The following is an 18,455-nucleotide window of genomic DNA, read 5'->3' on the forward strand; positions in this document are numbered from 1 at the left end:
ACCGGTACCGTGCCGCCCGGCGAAGGCAAGGTCACCTTTGAGATCGCCAGGGCCGATCCCCAGACCCCCGAACCCCCAGAGCCCCCAGGTCCCTCCCGGGGACCGATTCGCCGGCAGGCGCTTCGAGAAGGCCCTGAACGTCACGCTCGACTCGGTGGTGTTCGGCTCCTGCGGAGGGAGCCGCCCACCGCCGGCACCTTCCTCGAGATGACCTCCCGCGTGACCGGGTCCGCCCTTTTGGGCCTGGCGGCCCGTAACCGCGTCGAACGCCGACCCGGCCCGCCCACGGCCAGGGATCGGCAGAACACCAGCCTTCCTGTGCCGGTCTCACCAGCCTGCCGCCACGCCCTGTCCGGGGAGCGACGCGCCCTGCACGGCACCGTCCTGTGACCTGCTGCCCGGCCACTGCTGTGAGCCAGTACCGCCTTCCCCGCCCTCGAACGCGTTCTGTACGTTTTCAGTACGGTAAACATACGCGATCTGTGCGGTTCGCGGGATAGGGTGGCGGTCAGGAGGTGTTTCATGTCCGAGTTGTTCGACGCGGTCGACGCGCTGGTCGGGTCCCGCGCCCCGCTGCCGCCGGCGGCGGAGCGCAAGCGGCTGCGCCAGGCGCACGGCTTGACGCTGGACGACGTGGCCGCCGCGCTGAAGGTACGCCGGGCGACAGTGTCCGGCTGGGAGTCGGCCAAGAAGCCGACCGAGCCGCGCGGCGAAGTCCGCGAGGCGTACGCACGGCTGCTCAAGCAACTCGCAAAGCTCTACCCCGCACCCAGCGCAACGGAGGGGCCGACCGCCACGGTCGCGGCGCCTGCCACGTGCACCGGCACGGCCGCCACCCCGGCGGAGCGGATTCTGTCCCCGGGCCCGGCCCCCGGGACCGCGGCCATGACCGCCCACGAGAACACCCAGACCACCCCCGCTTCCGCCGCCACAGCTCCGCAGGCTGCGCCGCGACCGGCGCGCACCACCAAGAACACGTCCACGTCGACGTCGCGCCGCCCGGACACGCGGAAGGCGGCCCCGGCCGGCACCCCGGCAGGCGGCCCCGACCCGCGCTTCGCCAACGGGCCGCTCGCGGTCGTCGACGTCGACGCCGACGGACAGGTGCTGGCGTACTGCACCGGCGGCCTGGTCCTGGAGGTGCCCGCCAAGAGCCTGCCGGCCCTGGTCGACTGGACGCTCACGGAGGCAGGGCTCGGGCAGCCGAAACTGTCCGGCCCGGGCAGGGACGCCGACCCGCTGCTCGTGCTCACCCAGGCCGCGCTGGAGCGCTACGGCCTGCCCGCCGCCCTCACCGAGGAGGAGCGGCTCGCCGGGCGGATCCCCGAGGGCCACAAGGTCGTCAAGCAGCTGGTCCGCGCCGACTGGAAGCTGACCAAGCGCGGCTTCGGGCCGTGGGCGCGGATCTACCGCCCCGCCACCGGTGCACAACGGGCCTGCGTGCAGCTGTGCATCCCGTCCTGGCACGCGCTCGACTCCCGCCACTGGGGCGGGGCCGGACAGCTCCCACCGGCGGACCTCGCCCGCGTGCTGGGCGTGTACGCGTCGCGGGTGATGACGCCGCGCGGCTCCACCGCCGTCACCGGCCTGGAGCTGATGACCGCGCTGCACCCGCCGACCCGGGCCTCCGAGCCCGACACCGACGGCACGCGGCACTCCGAGCACAACCCCGGCAGCCTGGGCAAGGACCCGGTGGACTGCGCGCCGTGCGAGGCCCCGGACGGGCACCCGCTGCTGGCGGACCTGCCGCGCTTCCACGTGCGCGGCCCGGCGGAGAAGCTGTTCGAGGAGGCGTACGACTGGGCGCGGCCGATGACGGACGCCGAATGCATGCGTCGCCACCTGGTCGGCATCGACGTGAACATGGCCTTCGCCGCCGGCGCCAACGGCCTGGTCGTCGGCCTCGGTGCGCCGACGCACGTCAAGGCACCGGTGTTCGATCCGAAGCTGCCCGGCTCCTGGCTGGTCGATCTTTCCCACGTCGACCTGTCCCGGGTGAAGGTCGCCAAGGACACGTGGGCGGACCTGGATGCCGGCCTGCTGCCCAGCCCGTTCACGCCGACGGGCGAGCGACCCGAGGGCCCGGCCTGGTACGCGACACCCACTGTGGCCTACGCGGTGGAACTGGGCTACGAGGTGCGCCCGGTCGAGGCATGGGTGCGTTACGGCAACGGCCGCTACCTGGACGGCTGGTACCACCGGCTGCGCGACGCCTACCTCGCCACGATGGCCGACCTCGGCGTGGACGCGGACCTGTCGCCGGTCGGCTTCCTGGCGGCCATGGACGGCTACCAGGAGCGCGACCCTCAGCTGGCGATCGTCGTCTCGGCGATCAAGGCGACGGTCAAGGGCGGCCTGGGCAAGCTGCGCGAGCGGCCTCGTGGGGAGGGCTGGCGGCCGGGCGAGCCGTGGCGCGCGCTGTCCCGCCCGACGTGGCGGCCGGACATCCGCGCGGCGGTCATCTCCCGCACGCGGATCAACCTGCACCGCAAGATCGTCAAGCATGCGGCGTTCACCGGCGACTACCCGGTGGCGATCCTGTCCGACTGCGTCGTGTACGCGGCCGACGGAACGTCGCCGCTGGACTTCCTGCCCTACCGGGGGGGCAAGCCGCTGCCGGGCGGTTTCAAGCTCGGGGTGAACCCCGGGCTGGTCAAGCACGAGGGCACCCAGAGTGTGCTGTGGGGCGAGGAGGTCCGCGAGCGGTTCAACGCTCCGGAGCTCAACCTTGCCCGGTACATCAAGGACGGCACCGTCACCGGCGTCGACAACGGAGAGTAGGGGAGGGGCATGGGCCTGTTCGGGGACGGCCTGGACGCCGCGGTGCAGAAGGCGTTCACCCGCCCGGTGCCCAAGAGCGCGCCCGCGCAGATGCGGTACCTGGTCAAGCGGCTGGGGGGCACCAAGGCGGTCGCCCAGCTGCTGCGGATCTCCCAGCGCACCGTCGAGCGGTACGTGAAGGACCAGATCAAAAAGCCCCGGGCGGACCTCGCCGCCCGGATGGAGCACGAGGTCAAAAGGCGGTGGCAGCCGCAGATCAGGGCGAAGGCCCGCGAGAAGGCGGCGACCACCGGCGGCATCGTCCTCGACACCCGCGCCCGCCTCGGCTACACCGCGCCGATCGGGTCGACGGACCAGGACCGCATCCGGCACCTGACCGTGGCCCTGCCGCCCCGCTACGCCGCCCGCCTCTTCGACGCCCAGCAGGCCGGCGTCGGCGACCAGCAGCTCAAGGAGATCGCCGCCGAAGCGCTCAAGGAGGTGTACTTCCAGGACGGCGGCCGCCGCGCCGGAAGCCTGGAGGAGGTCCGGTTCACGGACATCGAGCACCTGGAGTTCGACCTCTGACTTGACTCGGACAGCCCGCGAGCCTGGACCAATTGGTCCAGGCTCGCTCACGTATGACGTGGGCTCAGGGAGCTGGCGGCTATCGACCCATCAGCTCGTTGAGCAGGCTGACGACGATGGCGCCAACACCGATCGCTGCTCCGACTGCCGGGTGAGGGAGAGCGAGGACGGCGGTTGAAGCGCCCACCGACCGTGGAAGTGAATACAGCTCCGCTCAGTTCCGTTCTTCGATCGCGGAGTTGAGATGCGTCAGAACATGGGCCGGGCCGGGTCTTGCCACGATAACGACGTAGCCGAGAGCTTCTTCGGCCTGCTCGAGGCGGAGATCGGCACCACCATCTGGAACACCCGGGCACAGGCCTGAGCCGACGTCTTCCGCTTCGTCGAGGTCGGATAAAACCGCAGCAGACTCCGCAAGCACCCCGAGTGCGGACATCTCACCCCCATCGAGACACGAGAACTGCTGCACCAAGATATCGCCCCGCAGCGTAGACACCCGCTGTCCAAGATCAGGGGAACTTCCGGGGGTGCGGGCCCAGTACGTCGGCGTCGGGGCCGCGTGACCGGTCGAGATGAGTGTCAGAGAGATGCAAGACCCGGAGGCGTGTATCAGCGCGGCCACCAGCCCGGGAGTTGCGCGGCGATGCCGGTGGCCGCGGCATCGACATCGGTCTCTTCACCGATGACCCAGACTTCGAAAGCCGTCACGACGCCTCCGGCGATGACCGCGGCCGGGTATCCCGAGGAGCGGGCGGGTACGTCGACCCCCAGCCGTGCCAGGTGCGAGATCGCCGCCTCCGCGCGCTCGCGCATGGCCTCGGTCAGGTGCCGGTGGAAACCCGCGTCGGCGTCCGAGGCGAACAGAGCGCGGTAGGTGGCCCGACGGCACAGAAGCTCCCGCAACTGGTGACGCAGCGCGATCATGTAGGCGGCTGCCAGGTCGGCAGGAGTAGCGGCGGTGGCGGTCGCCTCCTCGGGCACGCCCGCGAGGCGGTCGACGGCCTGGGCGAACACATCGGCCGCCAGGGTGCGGATGTCGGGCCAGTGCCCGTAGAAGGTCACCCGGTGCACACCGGCGCGGCGGCACAGCTGCGCGACGGACAACTCCTCCAGCGGGGTGTCGGGGATCGGTGTTCGGCGCACACGGCACACGCCGCCCGCGGCGCCGGGGGAGCGAGGGCGTCGGGACCGCGCCGCGGGCTCCTCGGACGAACGCCCCCGGCGAACGGGTCCTCGAGACCCCGCGGCGCGAGGTCCTGGACCGTCTGCCGAGCTGGCACGGGACGCACGTCCGGCACGTCCTGGCCGCCTGCGCCACTACAACCGGCATCGCCCGCACCGGGCCCGGGGGCGGTTTCTTCTCCTTGCCCGGGAGCATCCGGCGCCGGTGACCGGCCCGGCCGCTCACCGGCTTTGACCCACCCGGGTGCTCGGCGGCGTCCTCACCGGGTACCGCTACGCGGCCTGACCAGCAGCGACGACTTTCCCAACGGCACAAGGTCCGAGCGTCAGGGGCGGCCCCGCTCGGCTGTCTCCCCGTCCGCGCGGACCGGCCCAGGCGGCGTCCCGTCGCCGAACGGCCGACCGCCCAGGTCCTCGCGGTGATGAGGGGCCGACCAGCCGGACAGATCGGGGCCGAGGGGCACGATGCCGGTCGGGTTGATGCCGGTGTGAACCTGGTAGTAGTGCCGTTTGATGTGGTCGAAGTCGACGGTGTCGCCGAAGCCGGGCGTCTGGTAGAGATCGCGGACGTACGCCCACAGCACCCGGTTCTCCGTCAGTTTCCAGCGGTTGCACTTGAAGTGGCCGTGATAGACGGCATCGAACCGCACCAGCGTGGTGAACAGCCGGATGTCCGCCTCCGTGATCGTGTCGCCGACGAGGTACCGCTGCCCCGCCAGCCGCCGCGCCAGGAGTTCGAGCCGCCGGAACACGCCCGCGCACGCCACCTCGTACTCCCGCTGACCGGTGGCGAAGCCCGCCCGGTACACCCCGTTGTTCACATCGTCGAACACCTCCGCCATCACCGCGTCGATCTCGTCGCGCCGCCTCTCGGGATACAGGTCGGGCGCGCCTGCGCGGTGCAGTGCCGTCCACTCGGTGGCGAAGTCGAGAGTGATCTGCTGGTAGTCGTTGGTGACCAGCCGCCCGCCGGCCACCTCCACGATCGCGGGGACACTCACCCCGCCCGGGTAGTCCGTCTCCCGCCGGTTGTACGCCTCGCTCAGATACCGGATGCCGAGAACCGGATCACGACCGCCCGGGTCCAGGGTGAAGCGCCAGCTGCGGTCGTCCTGGACCGGGTCGGCGACGGCCAGGGACAGCGCGTCCTCCAGACCGAGTAGCCGCCGGGACACCAGCGCTCGGCTCGCCCACGGGCAGGCACGGCTGACGACGAGCCGGTAGCGCCCGGCCTCCACCGGCCACCCGTCCCTGCCGTCCGCGGTGATCCGGTCCGTGAAGTGGGCTCTCGACCGCTTGAACGCCTTCCGGCCGTAGGCGCTGTTGTCGCCGTCCCCCTCGTCGCGGCTCATGATGTCCTCCTCCTCGTCGCTTCGAACCCCGGTGAACGCGTTCCCCGTTTTCGGCGGTCGGCACGGTGTGACCGGGGCAACCGGCCGGGGTGGGTACACGATCGGATCGCAAGACCCGGGTCACCGTCCTGGTCGCGCTCGCAGACCTGGTCGGGCTGGGTCTACGTGGCCTTCGTCCTGGACGCGTACCCCGCCGGATCGTGGGCAGGCAGGCCGCCACCCACATGCGCACCGACCTGCCGCTGGACGCGCTGGAGATGGCCCTTTGGCGGCAGAAGCTCAAGAAGGACGCCGACCTCATTCATCATTCCGCCCACGGGTCGCGATACGTGTCCGCTCGCTACACGGAGCGACTGGCGGAGGCCGGAGCCTCGGCATCGGTCGGCTCACTCGCAGACTCGTACGATAACGCGATGGTCGAGGCTCTGCACGAAACGTTCAAGGCCGAACTGATCGAGCATCAGGGCCCGTGGCGGGACTTCGACGAGGTCGAACGGGCCGTTTTCCAGTGGGTCGCGTGGTACGACGGTGAACGACTCCACGCCGCCCTGGGCTACACGTCCCACCCGACGAGTACGAGCAGGCGTACTGGGCGAGCCTGGAGGAAGCCCCGCAGACCGCTTGATCACACGATCGCGGACTCCACGAAACGCGGGGCAGCTCACTGCATGGGACGGGATGGTGGATTTATCGTGGTCAGGGACTCTGGTCGCAGCCGTCCACAGGCCCGGACGGAGCCGACAGCTCCGTGCTCTGCTGCTCCTGCCGTCCACGGGGGGCGAAATGAGAATCGAAATGATCCAACGGGCAGCGGCCGCACTGTTCGAGATCTCGGACGAAGCGCGTGAGGAGACCATCACGTTCATCGAAGCTGTGGCCGGGGACTCGACGACAGAGGTCCCGGACCTGGCCGCAGCATTCGGTGAATGGTGCTGGCTTGTGTATACCCGCCATGGTGAGGTGGTCGAAGTACTGGACGCCGGCTGCGCCCGGTAACCAGCGAGGGGCCCGTACCACTGTCTGCTTTCTTACGTGGCCGACCGGCTTCATGACGTAGCCGGTGACGCTGTCGGTCGCGGGGGACGAAGATCCCGGTGACGAGCGCGGGCGGGGCGGGCTGGACGGCGGGGCGTAGTCGAGGGGCCCCAACCACAGCACTTTCGCCCGCTCCATAGCGTGCCCGGGTGCCCGGGGCCGGCGCGTGGGGGATGCGCGAGTGGACACGCGTCGGTGACCGTTCACCGGGTCCCGGCCGGGGAGGACAGGACCTGACAACCAGGCCCAGAGTACCGGGGAGCCGAGTCGGCAGGGGAGAAGCCGCCCGTGTTCTATTACCTGCTCAAGTACGTCTTTCTGGGGCCGTTGCTGCGGCTGTTGTTCCGGCCGCGGGTCGAGGGGCTCGAGCATGTTCCGGCGCAGGGCGCGGCGATCGTCGCCGGGAATCACCTGTCCTTCGTGGATCCCCTCCTCATGCCCGCGGTCCTGAAGCGGCGCATCACGTTCCTGGCCAAGGCGGAGTACTTCACGGCGCCGGGTCTCAGAGGCCGGCTGACCGCGCTCGTTCTCCGCGGTGCCGGGCAGATTTCGGTGGACAGGTCGGGCAGGGCCGCAGGGCAGGCGGCGCTTCGGAAGGGGCTGGGGGTGCTGGCGAAGGGGGAACTGCTCGCGATCTATCCGGAGGGCACGCGCTCGCCCGACGGCCGGCTGTACAAGGGCAAGGTCGGGGCGGCGGTGATGGCTCTGGGCGCGCAGGTTCCGGTGATTCCGTGCGCGATGGTGGGGACGTTCCGGATCTGGGCTTCGGGACGTGTCCTGCCGAGGCTCACGCCGGTCACGATTCGTTTCGGGGAACCGCTGGACTTCTCGCGTTTTGCGGGGATGGGGCACCAGAAGACGGTGCTGCGGGCCGTCACCGACGAGATCATGTACGCGATCTTGCGGCTGTCGGGCCAGGAGTACGTGGACCGGTATGCGGCCGAGGTGAAGGCCGTACAGGGGAGGGGGCGGCGAGGCTGAGATTCCGCCGCGCCTGGGTGCGATCCGGTCCGGACGGCCGTCCGTCCCAAGCGAGCAGTCATGCGACCACCACACCGGCCCGAAGACCTCTTGTCCGCTCATGCCCACGCCGACGGCGGGCACATCCGGCGCTCAATCGATGCCGCAGGTGCTCGATCTCTCATCTCACCGCCCGGCTGGCCACCGCTTGCTCCGAAGGGCCCTGTCGACCCTCGCTCCACGGCTCTGCCCGAACCTGCGTTCACGACTTGGTGTCCGGCTCCTTCCGGCGTGTCGAGAACTCCTTATGGCCTTTGGGGCATGCGGGGATCTTGTCGCCCTGCTTCACATGGACTTTCTCGTCACACTCGGCGCGGTAGAAGTCGCCTGTCTTCTGGGCCTTCTCGCCGGCTTTCGCGGTCACGGTTCCTCGCCTCCCTAGGTCTCGTCGTCCGACGCCCACGGCCCGGCGGTCGTCGTGGTTCTGGTGACGGTCGCTGTTGCCGAGGCCGGAGGCGCCCGGTTCGGTCACGTGAGCAGCGCATGTGTCAGGTGATCCCGCCGCTGCTGCCGGCGAAGAGGATCCGGGCGAGTTCGTCGTCCAGCGACTGGCGGACTTTGTCCGTCAGGCCGCCTTGAGTGGCCTCGCCGACGAGCTCCATGACGGTGCGGGCCTCGTGGGTGGCCTTTGCCTTGTCTTCGCCCGCGCGCTGGGCGACGCGGTCGAGGAATGTGTCGTAGTCCATCCGGATGCCGGTTTCCGGCAGGTCCGGTGCGGTGGCGACGCGGCGCAGGTGCTCGCCGATCTCCTGTGGCAGCTGGGCGGCGAGGTTGTCCGCGAGGGAAGCGGGGATGCGTTCGGCGAGGGTTTCCAGGGTGGCGCGGGTGGCGGTCTCGGCGGTGCCCCGGCTGTCGAGGTGGGCGCGCGCCTGTACCTGCCCGATGAAGGTGTCGTGGTCCATGGCTGTTCTCCGTTCGAGGTGATCGTTCAGGTGTTGGGCTCCGCCGCGCTGATCCGGCCCAGCGCGGAGTCGGGATCGCGTTCGGCGGCCAGATCGCCCAGCGAGACGATGCCGACCACACAGTCCCTGTCGGGGTCGACCACCGGCAGGCGGCGTACTGCCTTCTCCCGCATGGGTTCAACCGCGCGGTCGACCGGGTCGTCGGGAGTGACCGTGATCAGTTCGGCGCTGCACGCCTCCTGCACGCGTTTGTCGGTGACATCACCGCCTTCGGCGAGGGTCCGCACAGTCAGGTCCCGGTCGGTCACCAGCCCGCGCGGGTGGCTGCCCTCCGTCAGCACGACCGCGCCGATGTCCTCGTCGCGTATACGGCGGGCCACATCGGCCACGTAGGCGTGGGGGCTGGCCTCAACCGGCGGGGCGGTCATCACGTCCCGCACCATCTGTGCCGTCGCCATGGCAAGACCTCCAGCAGTCGTCGTATCGCCGTGCAGGTGTTGCTGCCCGAACTACCACGAACGCCACGATCCATGTCTGTTTCCCCCAAGATGTGCCCTGCCCAGGAGATCGGTGGTGCGCCGCAGTGGGCAGGGGGCACATACCGGAGGGCCAGGTCTCTTCTTCCTCGCCCGCGCCGGGACGTTCGGGGTGCGGCGGGGTGAGTGCCGTTGTGTGGTCGAGGTGGCGGAAGGTGTTGTATCGGTCGGCCAGCCGGGTGGGCACGTAGGTGCCCCAGCGTTCCCGGGCCGGACGGTAGGTGACGCCGATCGCACGGTGGTCGTTTTCCCGCTGGAACCACGGCCGCCCGTCCTCGGCCTGCCCGTCGGGTCGATCGCCGGGCGGGAACACGAACAGCACCTGCCGCCCAGGCGGTGCCTGGTGCAGGCGGTGCTCCAGGCTTCCGTCGCGCGCCGGCGGCGCACGCAGGACACGGGGGCGGGCGCCCCAGAAGTCCGCCGCCATCACGGTGCCTTCGTAGGAGCCGAACCCCACCAGCACGACATCATCGGCACCGTTGCGCTCGCGGACGAGCTGCCCGACGTTGACCATGCCGGCCTCCGCCATGTCGGTGGCCCGCGCGTCCCCGATGTGGGTGTTGTGCTCCCACACCACGGTCTTCGCTTCGGGCCTGTGGTGGGCCATGAGCCGGTCCACGATGTCGGCCATGTGGCGGTCGCGGATGTTCCACGACTCCGGCCCGCCGCGCACCAGCGCCCGGTAGTACGCCTCGGCGCCGGCCGGCACCTCGGCGTTCTGCCGGGCCGCGAACTCCGCCAGCCCGTCCGGCGCCCGGCCTGTTCCGCCCCGCGTCGCAGCTCGATGAGCAAGGCCAGCACCTCCGGTCCACATCCGGAGGGAATCAGCCGGGTGGCCTCGGCGTACTCCTGCGGATCCTTGGCATACGGCTCGAAGCAGCGATACGCCTCCATGGCCGCCTCGGCCCGGTCCGGATCGTGGGTGCGCAGATGGACCAGGACGGCGCGCAGGGACTCCCACAGGGTGTAGACGTCCAGGCCGAAGAAGCCGACCCGCTGCTCGGCGGGCCGTACGGCATTGTGACGTCGCAGCCACCGGGTGAAGTGGGCCACCTCGGTGTTCGCTCACCTCCACCGCGGCCAGCGGGTGAAGTCCTCCAGCGCCTCGCGCGGATCCTCAAGGGTGCCCGGCGCCGCGGTCACCGAGCAGTGCACCTGTAGGGTTCCAAAAGTCCTGCATGCACGCTGGCCTGCTGCTTCGTCAAATTTCGCGATCTTTTTCAGGCGGTGTTGTGGTACTCGTGGATCAGCCCGCTGAGGATGTCGTGGCGTTGGATCCGCAGTGCCGGCAACGGGACGACGTCCGGATCGTCGGCAGGCGCCCGGAGTCGCAGGGCCCGGTGCGGCCGTCCGGTGTCGTAGTGCTGGGCGTACTCGGCGAGGACGCGTAGCGCGTGCTGCTCGTTGTAGATCAGCAGGCGGTCCGTGCACTCGGCTCGTGCCGTGCGGAGGAACCGCTCCGCGTGGGCGTTCATCCGTGGCGCCTGCGGCGCGGCCTTGAGGATCTCGGTGCCGTCGGCGGCGAAGACCGCGTCGAACGCCTGGGTGTAGCGGCTGCCGCGATCGCGCAGCAGGTAGCGGAAGCCGGCGGCGCGGTCGCCGAGGTCGGTGATGAGGTTCCTGGCGAGCCAGGCCCAGGCCGCAGTGGGATGGGCCGTGGCGCCGAGGATGTGGACGGGGCGGGTGCCGACCTCCATGGCGAAGAACACGTACAGGCTGCGTGGCGGCGGGCGATCAGGGCGCGGGGCCGGGCAGCACCGTGTCTGGTCGGACCAGCGGTCGGATCCGCCGAATCGCCAAGCCTTGGACCGGTGCGGCCAGGAGGGCTCGGTCGCTCGCTGGAACCCGCCGGGAGATCCGCTGCCAGCGCGTCTGTCGCTCGAGTACAGCGATCCGGTAGCGCAGCGCCAGCACCTCCGAGTCTTTCTCTCGCTTGCTCATCGGCGGCAGCCGCAGCATCGCGAACGCTTTCGTCACGCCCGGGCACGTCGGTCGCGGAAGCACAGCCGCTCATCGTGCCACGATGATCACGCTGATGCGGGGCATCGGTGGGTCCGTCCATCAGCTGACGCCCAGGCACCCAATAACCGCACCCGCCTGTATGAAGCATTCGGCAAGGGCAGCGCTACCGGAGGCTGTCTTTCTCAAGGTGCCGCTGGTTCTGATGGCAGATAACGTGACACATGGGTCGAATGTTTCTTTTGTAAAGAAGAGCCGCGACGACTACGGGGATGCGTCCTCGCTGATAATGCCTGCGAGCGGGGAAGCCAGGCTTTGGTGGTCGCGCCCTACAGATGGGGACGCCATGGCCAACGATGTGCGCGCTGCGGACACTCCGCGGGAAGTGAAGGCGGGCAGGGAGCAGCAGCCGCGGGAGCCGGTAACAGACCCCGCCCTGAACATCGACGTCCACCCTGGTGGGCAGGGGCCGCCGCCCCGTCACCGGCTGGTGACGATCGGCGACTCGCTCACGCACGGTTTCCAAAGCGGGGCGGTCTTCCACACCGACCTGTCATACCCGGCGATCATCGCCGACGAATTGGGCTGGGGCGGGCACTTCCGCTACCCCTGCTACCCCGGGTATGGGGGCCTGCCGCTCAACATTGAACTGCTGCTGCGTGAGTTGGAAGACCGCTTCGGCCAGGACCTCGACTGGTGGGAGACGCCCCTTGCACTGTTCCAGGCCCGCCGGTTCATGGACGGTGCGGAGGACTACTGGGAGCGCGGACCGGGCGCTATCGGTCCCCGGACCACCGGCATCAACCACAACCTCTCGGTGTACGGCTGGGACCTGCGCGATGTCCTGGAGAGGACCGCGAAGACCTGCCGGGACGCCCTCCAGGCGCCCAAGGACAACTGGCTGCAGCAGGTCGTGGAGAACCACGGCGACCGCGCGGCCCTGCGAGTCCTGCCCTCCGACAGCGTCGACGGCAACGGGCGGCTGACGCTGCTGGACGCGGCGCAGCGGCTCGGCAACGAGCGGGACGACGGCCAGGAGCACGGCATCGAGACCTTGATCGTCTTCCTCGGGGCTAACAACGCCCTGCAGGCGGTAACCCAGCTGAAGGTGGTGTGGAGCGGCGAGGGATACAAGGACCTGCGCGGCAAGTGCTCGTATACGGTGTGGACTCCCCAGCACTTCCGGGAAGAACTGGAGGAGCTCGCCGAGCGAGTGCGTGAGATCAAAGCCCGCCACGTCATCTGGTGCACCGTGCCCCATGTCACCATCGCCCCGCTCGCCCGCGGCGTGGCGGGCAAGACCGAGCCCGGATCGAGGTACTTCCCGTACTACACCCGGCCGTGGATCAGCGACCGCGACTTCAATCCGCTCCTGCACCCGCACCTGACCGGCCAGCAGGCCGAGGACGTCGACCGGGCCATCGACCTGTACAACGACGCCATCACCGACCAGGTGCGCGAGGCACGGAAGGATGGCCGGGACTGGTACCTCATGGACACCGCCGGTTTGCTCGACCGGCTCGCCTCACGCCGCTACATCGAAGACCCCCTGGCCCGACCGACCTGGTGGCAGCCCTACCCACTGCCCCCGCAGCTGCAGGCCCTGTCGCCGGAGCCGAACTCCCACTTCCTGGCCAGCGACGGAACTCGGCGCACTGACGGAGGCCTGTTCTCCCTCGATGGCGTCCACCCCACCACCATCGGATACGGCATCCTCGCCCAGGAACTGATCACCATCATGCGCCGGGCCGGCGTGGAGTTCCGCCATGCCGACGGCAGCGTACGGCCGGACCCGGTCACCGTCGACTTCTCCCGCCTCATCCGCCGAGACACCCTGATCAACCAGCCGCCCGGAAACCTCACCTCTGGCCTGGGCGTCCTCGCCTGGGCCGAGCCCACCCTGAGCCTCGTGCAGCGCACCCTGTACTTCCGCGCCTGTTAGGGCGTGGAGAAGATGCCGGAGACGGCCGCGGAGCTGTACGTCAACGACGCCTCCGATGACGACTTGGCCAAGGCGGAGAAGCTGCCGAAGTCGTCGATCGACGCGAAGTTCTACGAGCTGGAGGCCGGCCGCCACGCACCCCGGAGCGGATGTGGTCGGCGTGACTGTGCGGCGACCACCTCGTCGCCGAGCGGCGCGGGGTCCTGCGGCAGTTCGCAGGCGGTATCGACGCGGCCGGTTGCCGGGGTGCACCGCGCGTTCCTCGCAAGCTGTCGCGTGTTCGGCGAAGGCGTCGACAGCGCCGGCGAGCGAGGAGTCGAGGCCGTCTGCTTCGCCGACACCCGCACCCCCAGGTCGAGATCGTGCAGACATCGGCCGCGCGCTGCGGCCCAACCGCGACGGTTCCACCAAGGTCGCCCGCATCATCGTGCCCGTCTTCCTCACCGTCCGGGATCCCGTCGGACGGGCGCTGCGCGGGCGGCGCGTGCGCCGAACGCCGGGGCGCCCACCCGGCGCAGGCCGGCCGGGCCGGGGGGTCAAAAACTCCCGCCCCGTCGGGCCGGCGCGGCGCGGGGCCGGCCGCGGCGCCGTCACCGCGCGCCGCGGCCGGCCTCCCGGGCCTGCCCCGGTGTCTGCTGGAGTCCCGCTTCCGGGCGATCGGCCTTGCGGCGCCCCACCAGCAGGGCCCCGGGCGTCACCGGGACCACCTGCGCCCCCCGGCGTCGGGGGGGCGCAGCGAGGACGGCGCCGCGCACCACGGCCGGTCCGCGGACTCGTCCCGCACCGGGCCCGTGAGCTGCCTGCGCGGCACCGCGTTCTCCCGCCGCGGCGGCAGCACCGCCGGGACGGAGAGTGGCTTGCGTGCCGCCTGGGACACCGGTGAGACAGCCACCCGGACCGAGTTTGAGTAAGCCGTCGTGGCGCACCAGCCCCACTGCGAGCAGCGGCGATGAGCCTCCGAACGGCACAGGATGATCGGCACTATCCGGCGCGAAGCCCTCAACCATGTCCTCCTCATGAACGAGGCCCACGCCCGGCACGTCCTGGCCACCTACCGGCGTCACTGCAACGAACACCGCCCCCACCAGACCCTCAACCAAATCCCGCCCGGCGCCGGTGGCCGGCCCGGCCGCTCACCGGCTTTGACCCACCCGGGTGCTCGGCGGCGTCCTCACCGGGTACCGCTACGCGGCCTGACCAGCAGCGACGACTTTCCCAACGGCACAGGGTCCGCGACCGCGGGTTGCCTGCCTGTCGTTGTGCTGGACGGTGATCTCGTATCCGAGGAGTGACGCCGCGCCTTTACGGGCGTAGGTGATCAGTGTTTTCTCTGGTGACAGCCAGGTGTGAGATCTTCACAAAGGAACGTCGCGAGACGGTGCTTGATCTCCGCGGCCTCGGATTTCGGCCCGAGCGCGCCGCACTCGGCGTCCCCGAACTCCGAGCCCCCGGTCCCGGACGAGTCGCCCGCGTAATCCGCCAGATCCGCGTGTGGCCCGGGAGGGCTCGCCCACCCGGGCCGCACCTGCGTCAGGTCCCGCCTGGGCTGCGACGTCAGGGTTCCGCCAGGGTCAGGCCACCTTCCGCCCCCGCAGCGGTTCCGTCGGCGCCCCCGCGCCCTGCTGCAGGCCCTGCAGGAACTCCTCCAGTACCTCGGGCGCCGTACGCGTCGGCCGCCAGCCCAGTTCCGTGTGCGCCCGCGTGCAGTCCATCAGGGGCAGCCTCAGCACGGCGTCGAACAGGTGCGGAGAGGCGGGCAGCAGGTGCAGCCCCCAGGCGGCGGCGACCGCCGAGCGGGCCGCCGTACGCGGGAGCCGGACCCTACGGGTGCCGAGCATCGTGCCCAGCAGTTCCGCGTCGACCGGCGGTTCGGCCGCCAGGTTGAAGGGGCCCCGGGCGTCGGGGGACAGCACCGCCCGCCGATAGGCGTCCGCCGCGTCGCCGGTGTGCAGGACCTGCACCCGCAGCCCGAGGATGTCGGGCAGGAAGGGCAGCAGGTCCGGGCGCACCAGCGGACCCGGCAGGAACCGTCCGCCGAAGATACGGCGCTGCTCGCTCGCCGACTCCCGCTTGAAGAGGAACGCGGGCCGCATCCGCACCACCCGCGTCCCCGGGTGGTCGCGTTCGAAGGTGTCCAGCGTCCGCTCCAGATAGGCCTTCTCCCGGCAGTACGCGGCATCCGGCCAGCCATGTGTCGGCCACGACTCGTCCACCTGCCGGTCCTTCGGCCCCGGCGAGTACGCTCCGACCGACGAGGCGTGCACCAGCGCGGGGACCCGGGCCTCGGCCACCGCGTCGAACACCTGCATGCTGCCGAGCACATTGGTGCGCCACGTGGTCGCCGGATCGTGCGTCGGCTGGAACGCCCAGGCCAGATGGATCACCGCGTCCGCGCCCGCGAACTCCTCCACGAGCCCGAACCGTTCGGAGGCCAGATCGACCGCGGACCACTGCGTCTTCGGCGGCGACCACGGGGGGACCCGCCGGGCCATGCCCAGGACGGACCCGACCTCCTCCGCCGCCGCGAGGGCGCTCACCACGCTGGTGCCGACGTTACCGGTGGCGCCCGTGACAACGACCCTGATACCCGTTTCACTGCTCACCTTCCGCTCCTTTCGGCCGCGTAGTCCCGCAGGAGCGGTCCGAGTACCCGGTCCGCGGCGCTCGGCACACGGCCGGCGGACGCAAGGACGAGACTTACGCGGAGAACGCGCGCAAGCGACGGCGCGGAGGCATGGAAACCCCCATCCACTCCTTCAGTTCAAGAGGTCGTCGCAACACCCCGATGCAGGGGGACGCGATGGACTTCGAGATCCGGGAGGGCCGGAGGCCGCAGGGGCCAGGAAACCCCTGAAGGGGCGTGAGCTCTACCTTGCTCTTGTGGATCAAGGGACGAGTATCACGCAGGCCGGCCGGATGGTGGGGGTGCATCCCCGGACCGGCCGGGAGTGGCGTCACGGACGGCCCGAGGGCCGGGCGAAGAGACCGCGACCGCGGGCGCAGGACGCGTCGGCGGTCGCGGTCAGATCCGTAAGACCGAAAACGCGGTTGATCGAGGTCCGTGGCGACTCGCGCTCTCTCGGCGAGGACGAACGGATACACATCGCCGACCGGCTGCGGGAGAAGGCCACGATCCGGGCCATCGCGGCCGAGCTGGGCCGCAGCCCCTCCACCATCAGCCGGGAGATCCGCCGCAACCGGCACCCCGTCAACGGCCAGTACCGGCCGCACGCCGCGCACGCCCGGGCCAGGGCCCGCCCGCCCCGCCCCAAGGGCGGGAAGATCGCGGCGTGTCTGTTGCTGCGTGACACCACCCAGTCGTGGCTGGGGCTGAAGTGGAGTCCCGAGCAGATCAGCCGGAGTCTGCGCCGGCACTTCCCCGACCGGCCGGGGAGGCACGTGTCGCACGAGACGATCTACCAGGCCCTCTACGTCCAGGGCCGGGGCGAGCTGCACCGCGAACTCCCCAGGGCGCTGCGCACCGGCCGCACCCTCCGCAAGTCCCAACGCCCGGGCCAGCGCGTTCCGGGCTTCCCGGCACCGATGGTGATGAGCAGGCCGCCCTCCCCATGCCCGGGGCCGAGGACCGAGCCGTCCCCGGGCATGGGGAGGGCGGCCTGCTCATCTGCAAGGACAACGGCTCCGCGATCGGCACCCTGGTCGAGCGGACCACCCGCTACGTGATGCTGGTCCACCTGCCCGGCACCCGCGCCACCCTCACCGTCCGCGACGCGCTGATCGACACCCTCGCCATCCTCCCGGACCACCTGTGCCGCTCGCTGACCTGGGACCAGGGCTTAGAGATGGGCCTGCACCACCAGTTCTCCATGGCCACCGGCATGCCGGTCTACTTCTGCGACTCCTCCGGCCCTTGGCAGCGCGGATCGAACGAGAACACGAACGGGCTGCTGCGGCAGTACTTTCCCAAGGGCACGGACCTGTTCCCGGCACAGCCGGGAACACCTGGACGCCGTCGCCGCCGAACTCAACGGCCGTCCACGCAAAACGCTCGGCTGGGAAACCCCAGCCGAGCGCCTCGCTAAGCTGCTGACAACAGCCGCATGACCAGCGGTGTTGCCACGACCCCTTGGATTCGCCCGTCATAGGGGGTGATCACGGCCGGGGCGGTCATCAGGATTCTGCCGTGGATACCCCGGCCGTCAGGCCGGGGTGGGGGTACCCCCGCTTGCGGGGGAGAAACGGACTTCTGCGGAGCGGGGCAAGCAAGGCCGAATCGCCGCCAGGGCGATTCGTCGTCCGCCGACCACAGGCCGGCACCCTTGGCTCCCACGGGAGCTGATACAACGTGAGGCGTGACGCGGCAGGTCAAGCGGGCCTTCAAGTACCGCTTCTACCCCACGGACGAGCAGGCAGCGGGAGCTGTCCCGGAAGGCGAAGGGCTCGGCCAACCGGGCCAAGGTCCGCCGGAAGGTGGCCCGCGTCCATGCGCGGATCGCCGACCGGCGCCGGGACTTCCTGCACAAACTCTCGACTCGTCTCGTCCGTGAGAACCAAACGGTCGTGCTCGAAGACCTGACCGTCCGCAACCTGGCCAAGAACCACACGCTGGCGCGCGCCATCTCGGACGCGTCGTGGACCGAGCTGCGGACGATGCTGGAGCACAAGTGCGCCTGGTACGGGCGCGAACTCGTCGTGATCGACCGCTGGTTCCCGTCCAGGCAAGATCGTCTCCAGGCGGACCGGCAGCAGGAGATGCCGCGGCTGCTCCCTCGGCAGGCGGCGGAGCGGACCGGCCAGGCTCACCCGGTCGGTGTCGGTGCACGTCGGCTTGCCGACCTGGCGTTGCAGGACCAGCAACTGGTGCCGCAGGGCGAGGATCTCGATGTCCTTGTCCCGGTCGCTCATCGGCAGCAGACTTGGCAGGGCGAGGGCGTGGGTGGCGGCGAGGTGGGCCAGGCGCAGCAGCACGAGAGAGCATGATGCCGTCCGCATTGGTCCGCGGGAAGACGACCAACGGTCGGTGTGCGCGGCTCGCCGCTGGGCAATCGAGGCCGTGACCTGCGCGGATGATGTATCGGCACCTGCAGAGTGGGGAGCGCACCCGGTCTGTGTGCATCGGCGCGAAAAGCAGCTGGGGATAGCAGTGGAACTCCAGGTCGCGGACCTGGGTCACGGGGTGTGTACGCTCGTCGGCGTGCCCCCGCCGGGTGCCCGCTGC

The 18,455-nt window shown here is 70.3% G+C and carries 16 protein-coding genes and 4 pseudogenes; 10 read left to right on the forward strand and 10 right to left on the reverse strand.

The genetic code is table 11. From position 1 onward, the window contains the following. The first annotated feature begins 522 nt into the window (after positions 1–522). On the forward strand, positions 523–2,781 hold the full coding sequence (gene tap / locus WJ438_RS37070) for a telomere-associated protein Tap (RefSeq protein WP_406729061.1): 2,259 nt from the start codon (positions 523–525) through the stop codon (positions 2,779–2,781). 9 nt (positions 2,782–2,790) lie between these two features. Continuing rightward, on the forward strand, positions 2,791–3,348 hold the full coding sequence (tpg, locus tag WJ438_RS37075; protein WP_406729062.1) for a telomere-protecting terminal protein Tpg: 558 nt from the start codon (positions 2,791–2,793) through the stop codon (positions 3,346–3,348). A 214-nt stretch (positions 3,349–3,562) separates the two neighbouring features. On the opposite strand, the gene WJ438_RS37080 is transcribed toward tpg, so the two are convergent. The 3 genes from WJ438_RS37080 to WJ438_RS37090 form a co-directional block, all read right to left on the reverse strand. After that, complete coding sequence (locus WJ438_RS37080) at positions 3,563–3,784, reverse strand: hypothetical protein (protein ID WP_406729063.1); 222 nt, start codon at positions 3,782–3,784, stop codon at positions 3,563–3,565. A 173-nt stretch (positions 3,785–3,957) separates the two neighbouring features. Next, on the reverse strand, positions 3,958–4,491 hold the full coding sequence (locus tag WJ438_RS37085; protein WP_406729064.1) for a TetR/AcrR family transcriptional regulator: 534 nt from the start codon (positions 4,489–4,491) through the stop codon (positions 3,958–3,960). Between the two features lie 365 nt (positions 4,492–4,856). Continuing rightward, entirely contained in the window at positions 4,857–5,882 is a 1,026-nt protein-coding gene (locus WJ438_RS37090) for a glutathione S-transferase family protein (protein ID WP_406729065.1), read from the reverse strand. Positions 5,883–6,295: 413 nt separating this feature from the next. Between WJ438_RS37090 and WJ438_RS37095 the strand changes: the two genes are divergently transcribed. The 3 genes from WJ438_RS37095 (at position 6,296) to WJ438_RS37105 (ending at position 7,898) form a co-directional block, all read left to right on the forward strand. Then, positions 6,296–6,730, forward strand: a complete 435-nt coding sequence (locus WJ438_RS37095; RefSeq protein ID WP_406729926.1) for an integrase core domain-containing protein — start codon at positions 6,296–6,298, stop codon at positions 6,728–6,730. Further along, complete coding sequence (locus tag WJ438_RS37100; protein ID WP_406729066.1) at positions 6,678–6,878, forward strand: hypothetical protein; 201 nt, start codon at positions 6,678–6,680, stop codon at positions 6,876–6,878. Before WJ438_RS37095 ends, WJ438_RS37100 begins: the two co-directional genes overlap by 53 nt. A 327-nt stretch (positions 6,879–7,205) precedes the next feature. After that, on the forward strand, positions 7,206–7,898 hold the full coding sequence (locus WJ438_RS37105; protein WP_406729067.1) for a lysophospholipid acyltransferase family protein: 693 nt from the start codon (positions 7,206–7,208) through the stop codon (positions 7,896–7,898). A 241-nt stretch (positions 7,899–8,139) separates the two neighbouring features. On the opposite strand, the gene WJ438_RS37110 is transcribed toward WJ438_RS37105, so the two are convergent. The 5 genes and pseudogenes from WJ438_RS37110 to WJ438_RS37130 all read right to left on the reverse strand — a co-directional run bounded on the left by WJ438_RS37110 (position 8,140) and on the right by WJ438_RS37130 (position 11,084). Then, a complete protein-coding gene (locus WJ438_RS37110; protein WP_406729068.1) occupies positions 8,140–8,409 on the reverse strand; it encodes a hypothetical protein in 270 nt (89 codons plus the stop codon). 16 nt (positions 8,410–8,425) lie between these two features. Beyond that, complete coding sequence (locus tag WJ438_RS37115; RefSeq protein ID WP_406729069.1) at positions 8,426–8,839, reverse strand: DUF2267 domain-containing protein; 414 nt, start codon at positions 8,837–8,839, stop codon at positions 8,426–8,428. A gap of 26 nt (positions 8,840–8,865) precedes the next feature. Then, positions 8,866–9,297, reverse strand: a complete 432-nt coding sequence (locus WJ438_RS37120) for a CBS domain-containing protein (RefSeq protein WP_406729070.1) — start codon at positions 9,295–9,297, stop codon at positions 8,866–8,868. Continuing rightward, positions 9,248–10,428, reverse strand: a pseudogene (locus tag WJ438_RS37125) (erythromycin esterase family protein). Before WJ438_RS37125 ends, WJ438_RS37120 begins: the two are co-directional and overlap by 50 nt. Before the next feature lie 167 nt (positions 10,429–10,595). Continuing rightward, positions 10,596–11,084 (reverse strand): integrase core domain-containing protein, encoded by a 489-nt coding sequence (locus tag WJ438_RS37130; RefSeq protein ID WP_406729071.1) that lies wholly within the window; start codon positions 11,082–11,084, stop codon positions 10,596–10,598. A gap of 596 nt (positions 11,085–11,680) precedes the next feature. On the opposite strand from WJ438_RS37130, the gene WJ438_RS37135 reads away from it, so the two are divergent. Together WJ438_RS37135 and WJ438_RS37140 are read left to right on the forward strand one after the other, a co-directional pair. Further along, positions 11,681–13,276 (forward strand): hypothetical protein, encoded by a 1,596-nt coding sequence (locus tag WJ438_RS37135; RefSeq protein ID WP_406729072.1) that lies wholly within the window; start codon positions 11,681–11,683, stop codon positions 13,274–13,276. Positions 13,277–13,282: 6 nt separating this feature from the next. Beyond that, positions 13,283–13,718: pseudogene (locus WJ438_RS37140) on the forward strand (helicase); the annotation flags it as partial. Positions 13,719–13,970: 252 nt separating this feature from the next. Here WJ438_RS37140 and WJ438_RS37145 read toward each other — a convergent pair. Further along, positions 13,971–14,168 (reverse strand): hypothetical protein, encoded by a 198-nt coding sequence (locus WJ438_RS37145; RefSeq protein ID WP_406729988.1) that lies wholly within the window; start codon positions 14,166–14,168, stop codon positions 13,971–13,973. A gap of 124 nt (positions 14,169–14,292) precedes the next feature. Here WJ438_RS37145 and WJ438_RS37150 point away from each other — a divergent pair, with 124 nt between their 5' ends. After that, positions 14,293–14,568 carry a hypothetical protein gene (locus WJ438_RS37150; RefSeq protein WP_406729927.1) on the forward strand — a complete coding sequence of 92 codons (276 nt, stop codon included), beginning with the start codon at positions 14,293–14,295 and terminating at the stop codon, positions 14,566–14,568. Positions 14,569–14,847: 279 nt separating this feature from the next. Here the strand turns inward: WJ438_RS37150 and WJ438_RS37155 are convergent, their stop codons facing one another. Further along, positions 14,848–15,879 (reverse strand): SDR family oxidoreductase, encoded by a 1,032-nt coding sequence (locus WJ438_RS37155; protein WP_406729073.1) that lies wholly within the window; start codon positions 15,877–15,879, stop codon positions 14,848–14,850. Between the two features lie 313 nt (positions 15,880–16,192). On the opposite strand from WJ438_RS37155, the pseudogene WJ438_RS37160 reads away from it, so the two are divergent. Then, a pseudogene (locus tag WJ438_RS37160) lies at positions 16,193–17,341 on the forward strand (IS30 family transposase). Positions 17,342–17,647: 306 nt separating this feature from the next. After that, a pseudogene (locus WJ438_RS37165) lies at positions 17,648–17,953 on the forward strand (RNA-guided endonuclease TnpB family protein); the annotation flags it as partial. Positions 17,954–18,455: the final 502 nt, after the last annotated feature.

This window comes from Streptomyces sp. GD-15H (assembly GCF_045291515.1).
Classification (GTDB): Bacteria; Actinomycetota; Actinomycetes; order Streptomycetales; family Streptomycetaceae; genus Streptomyces.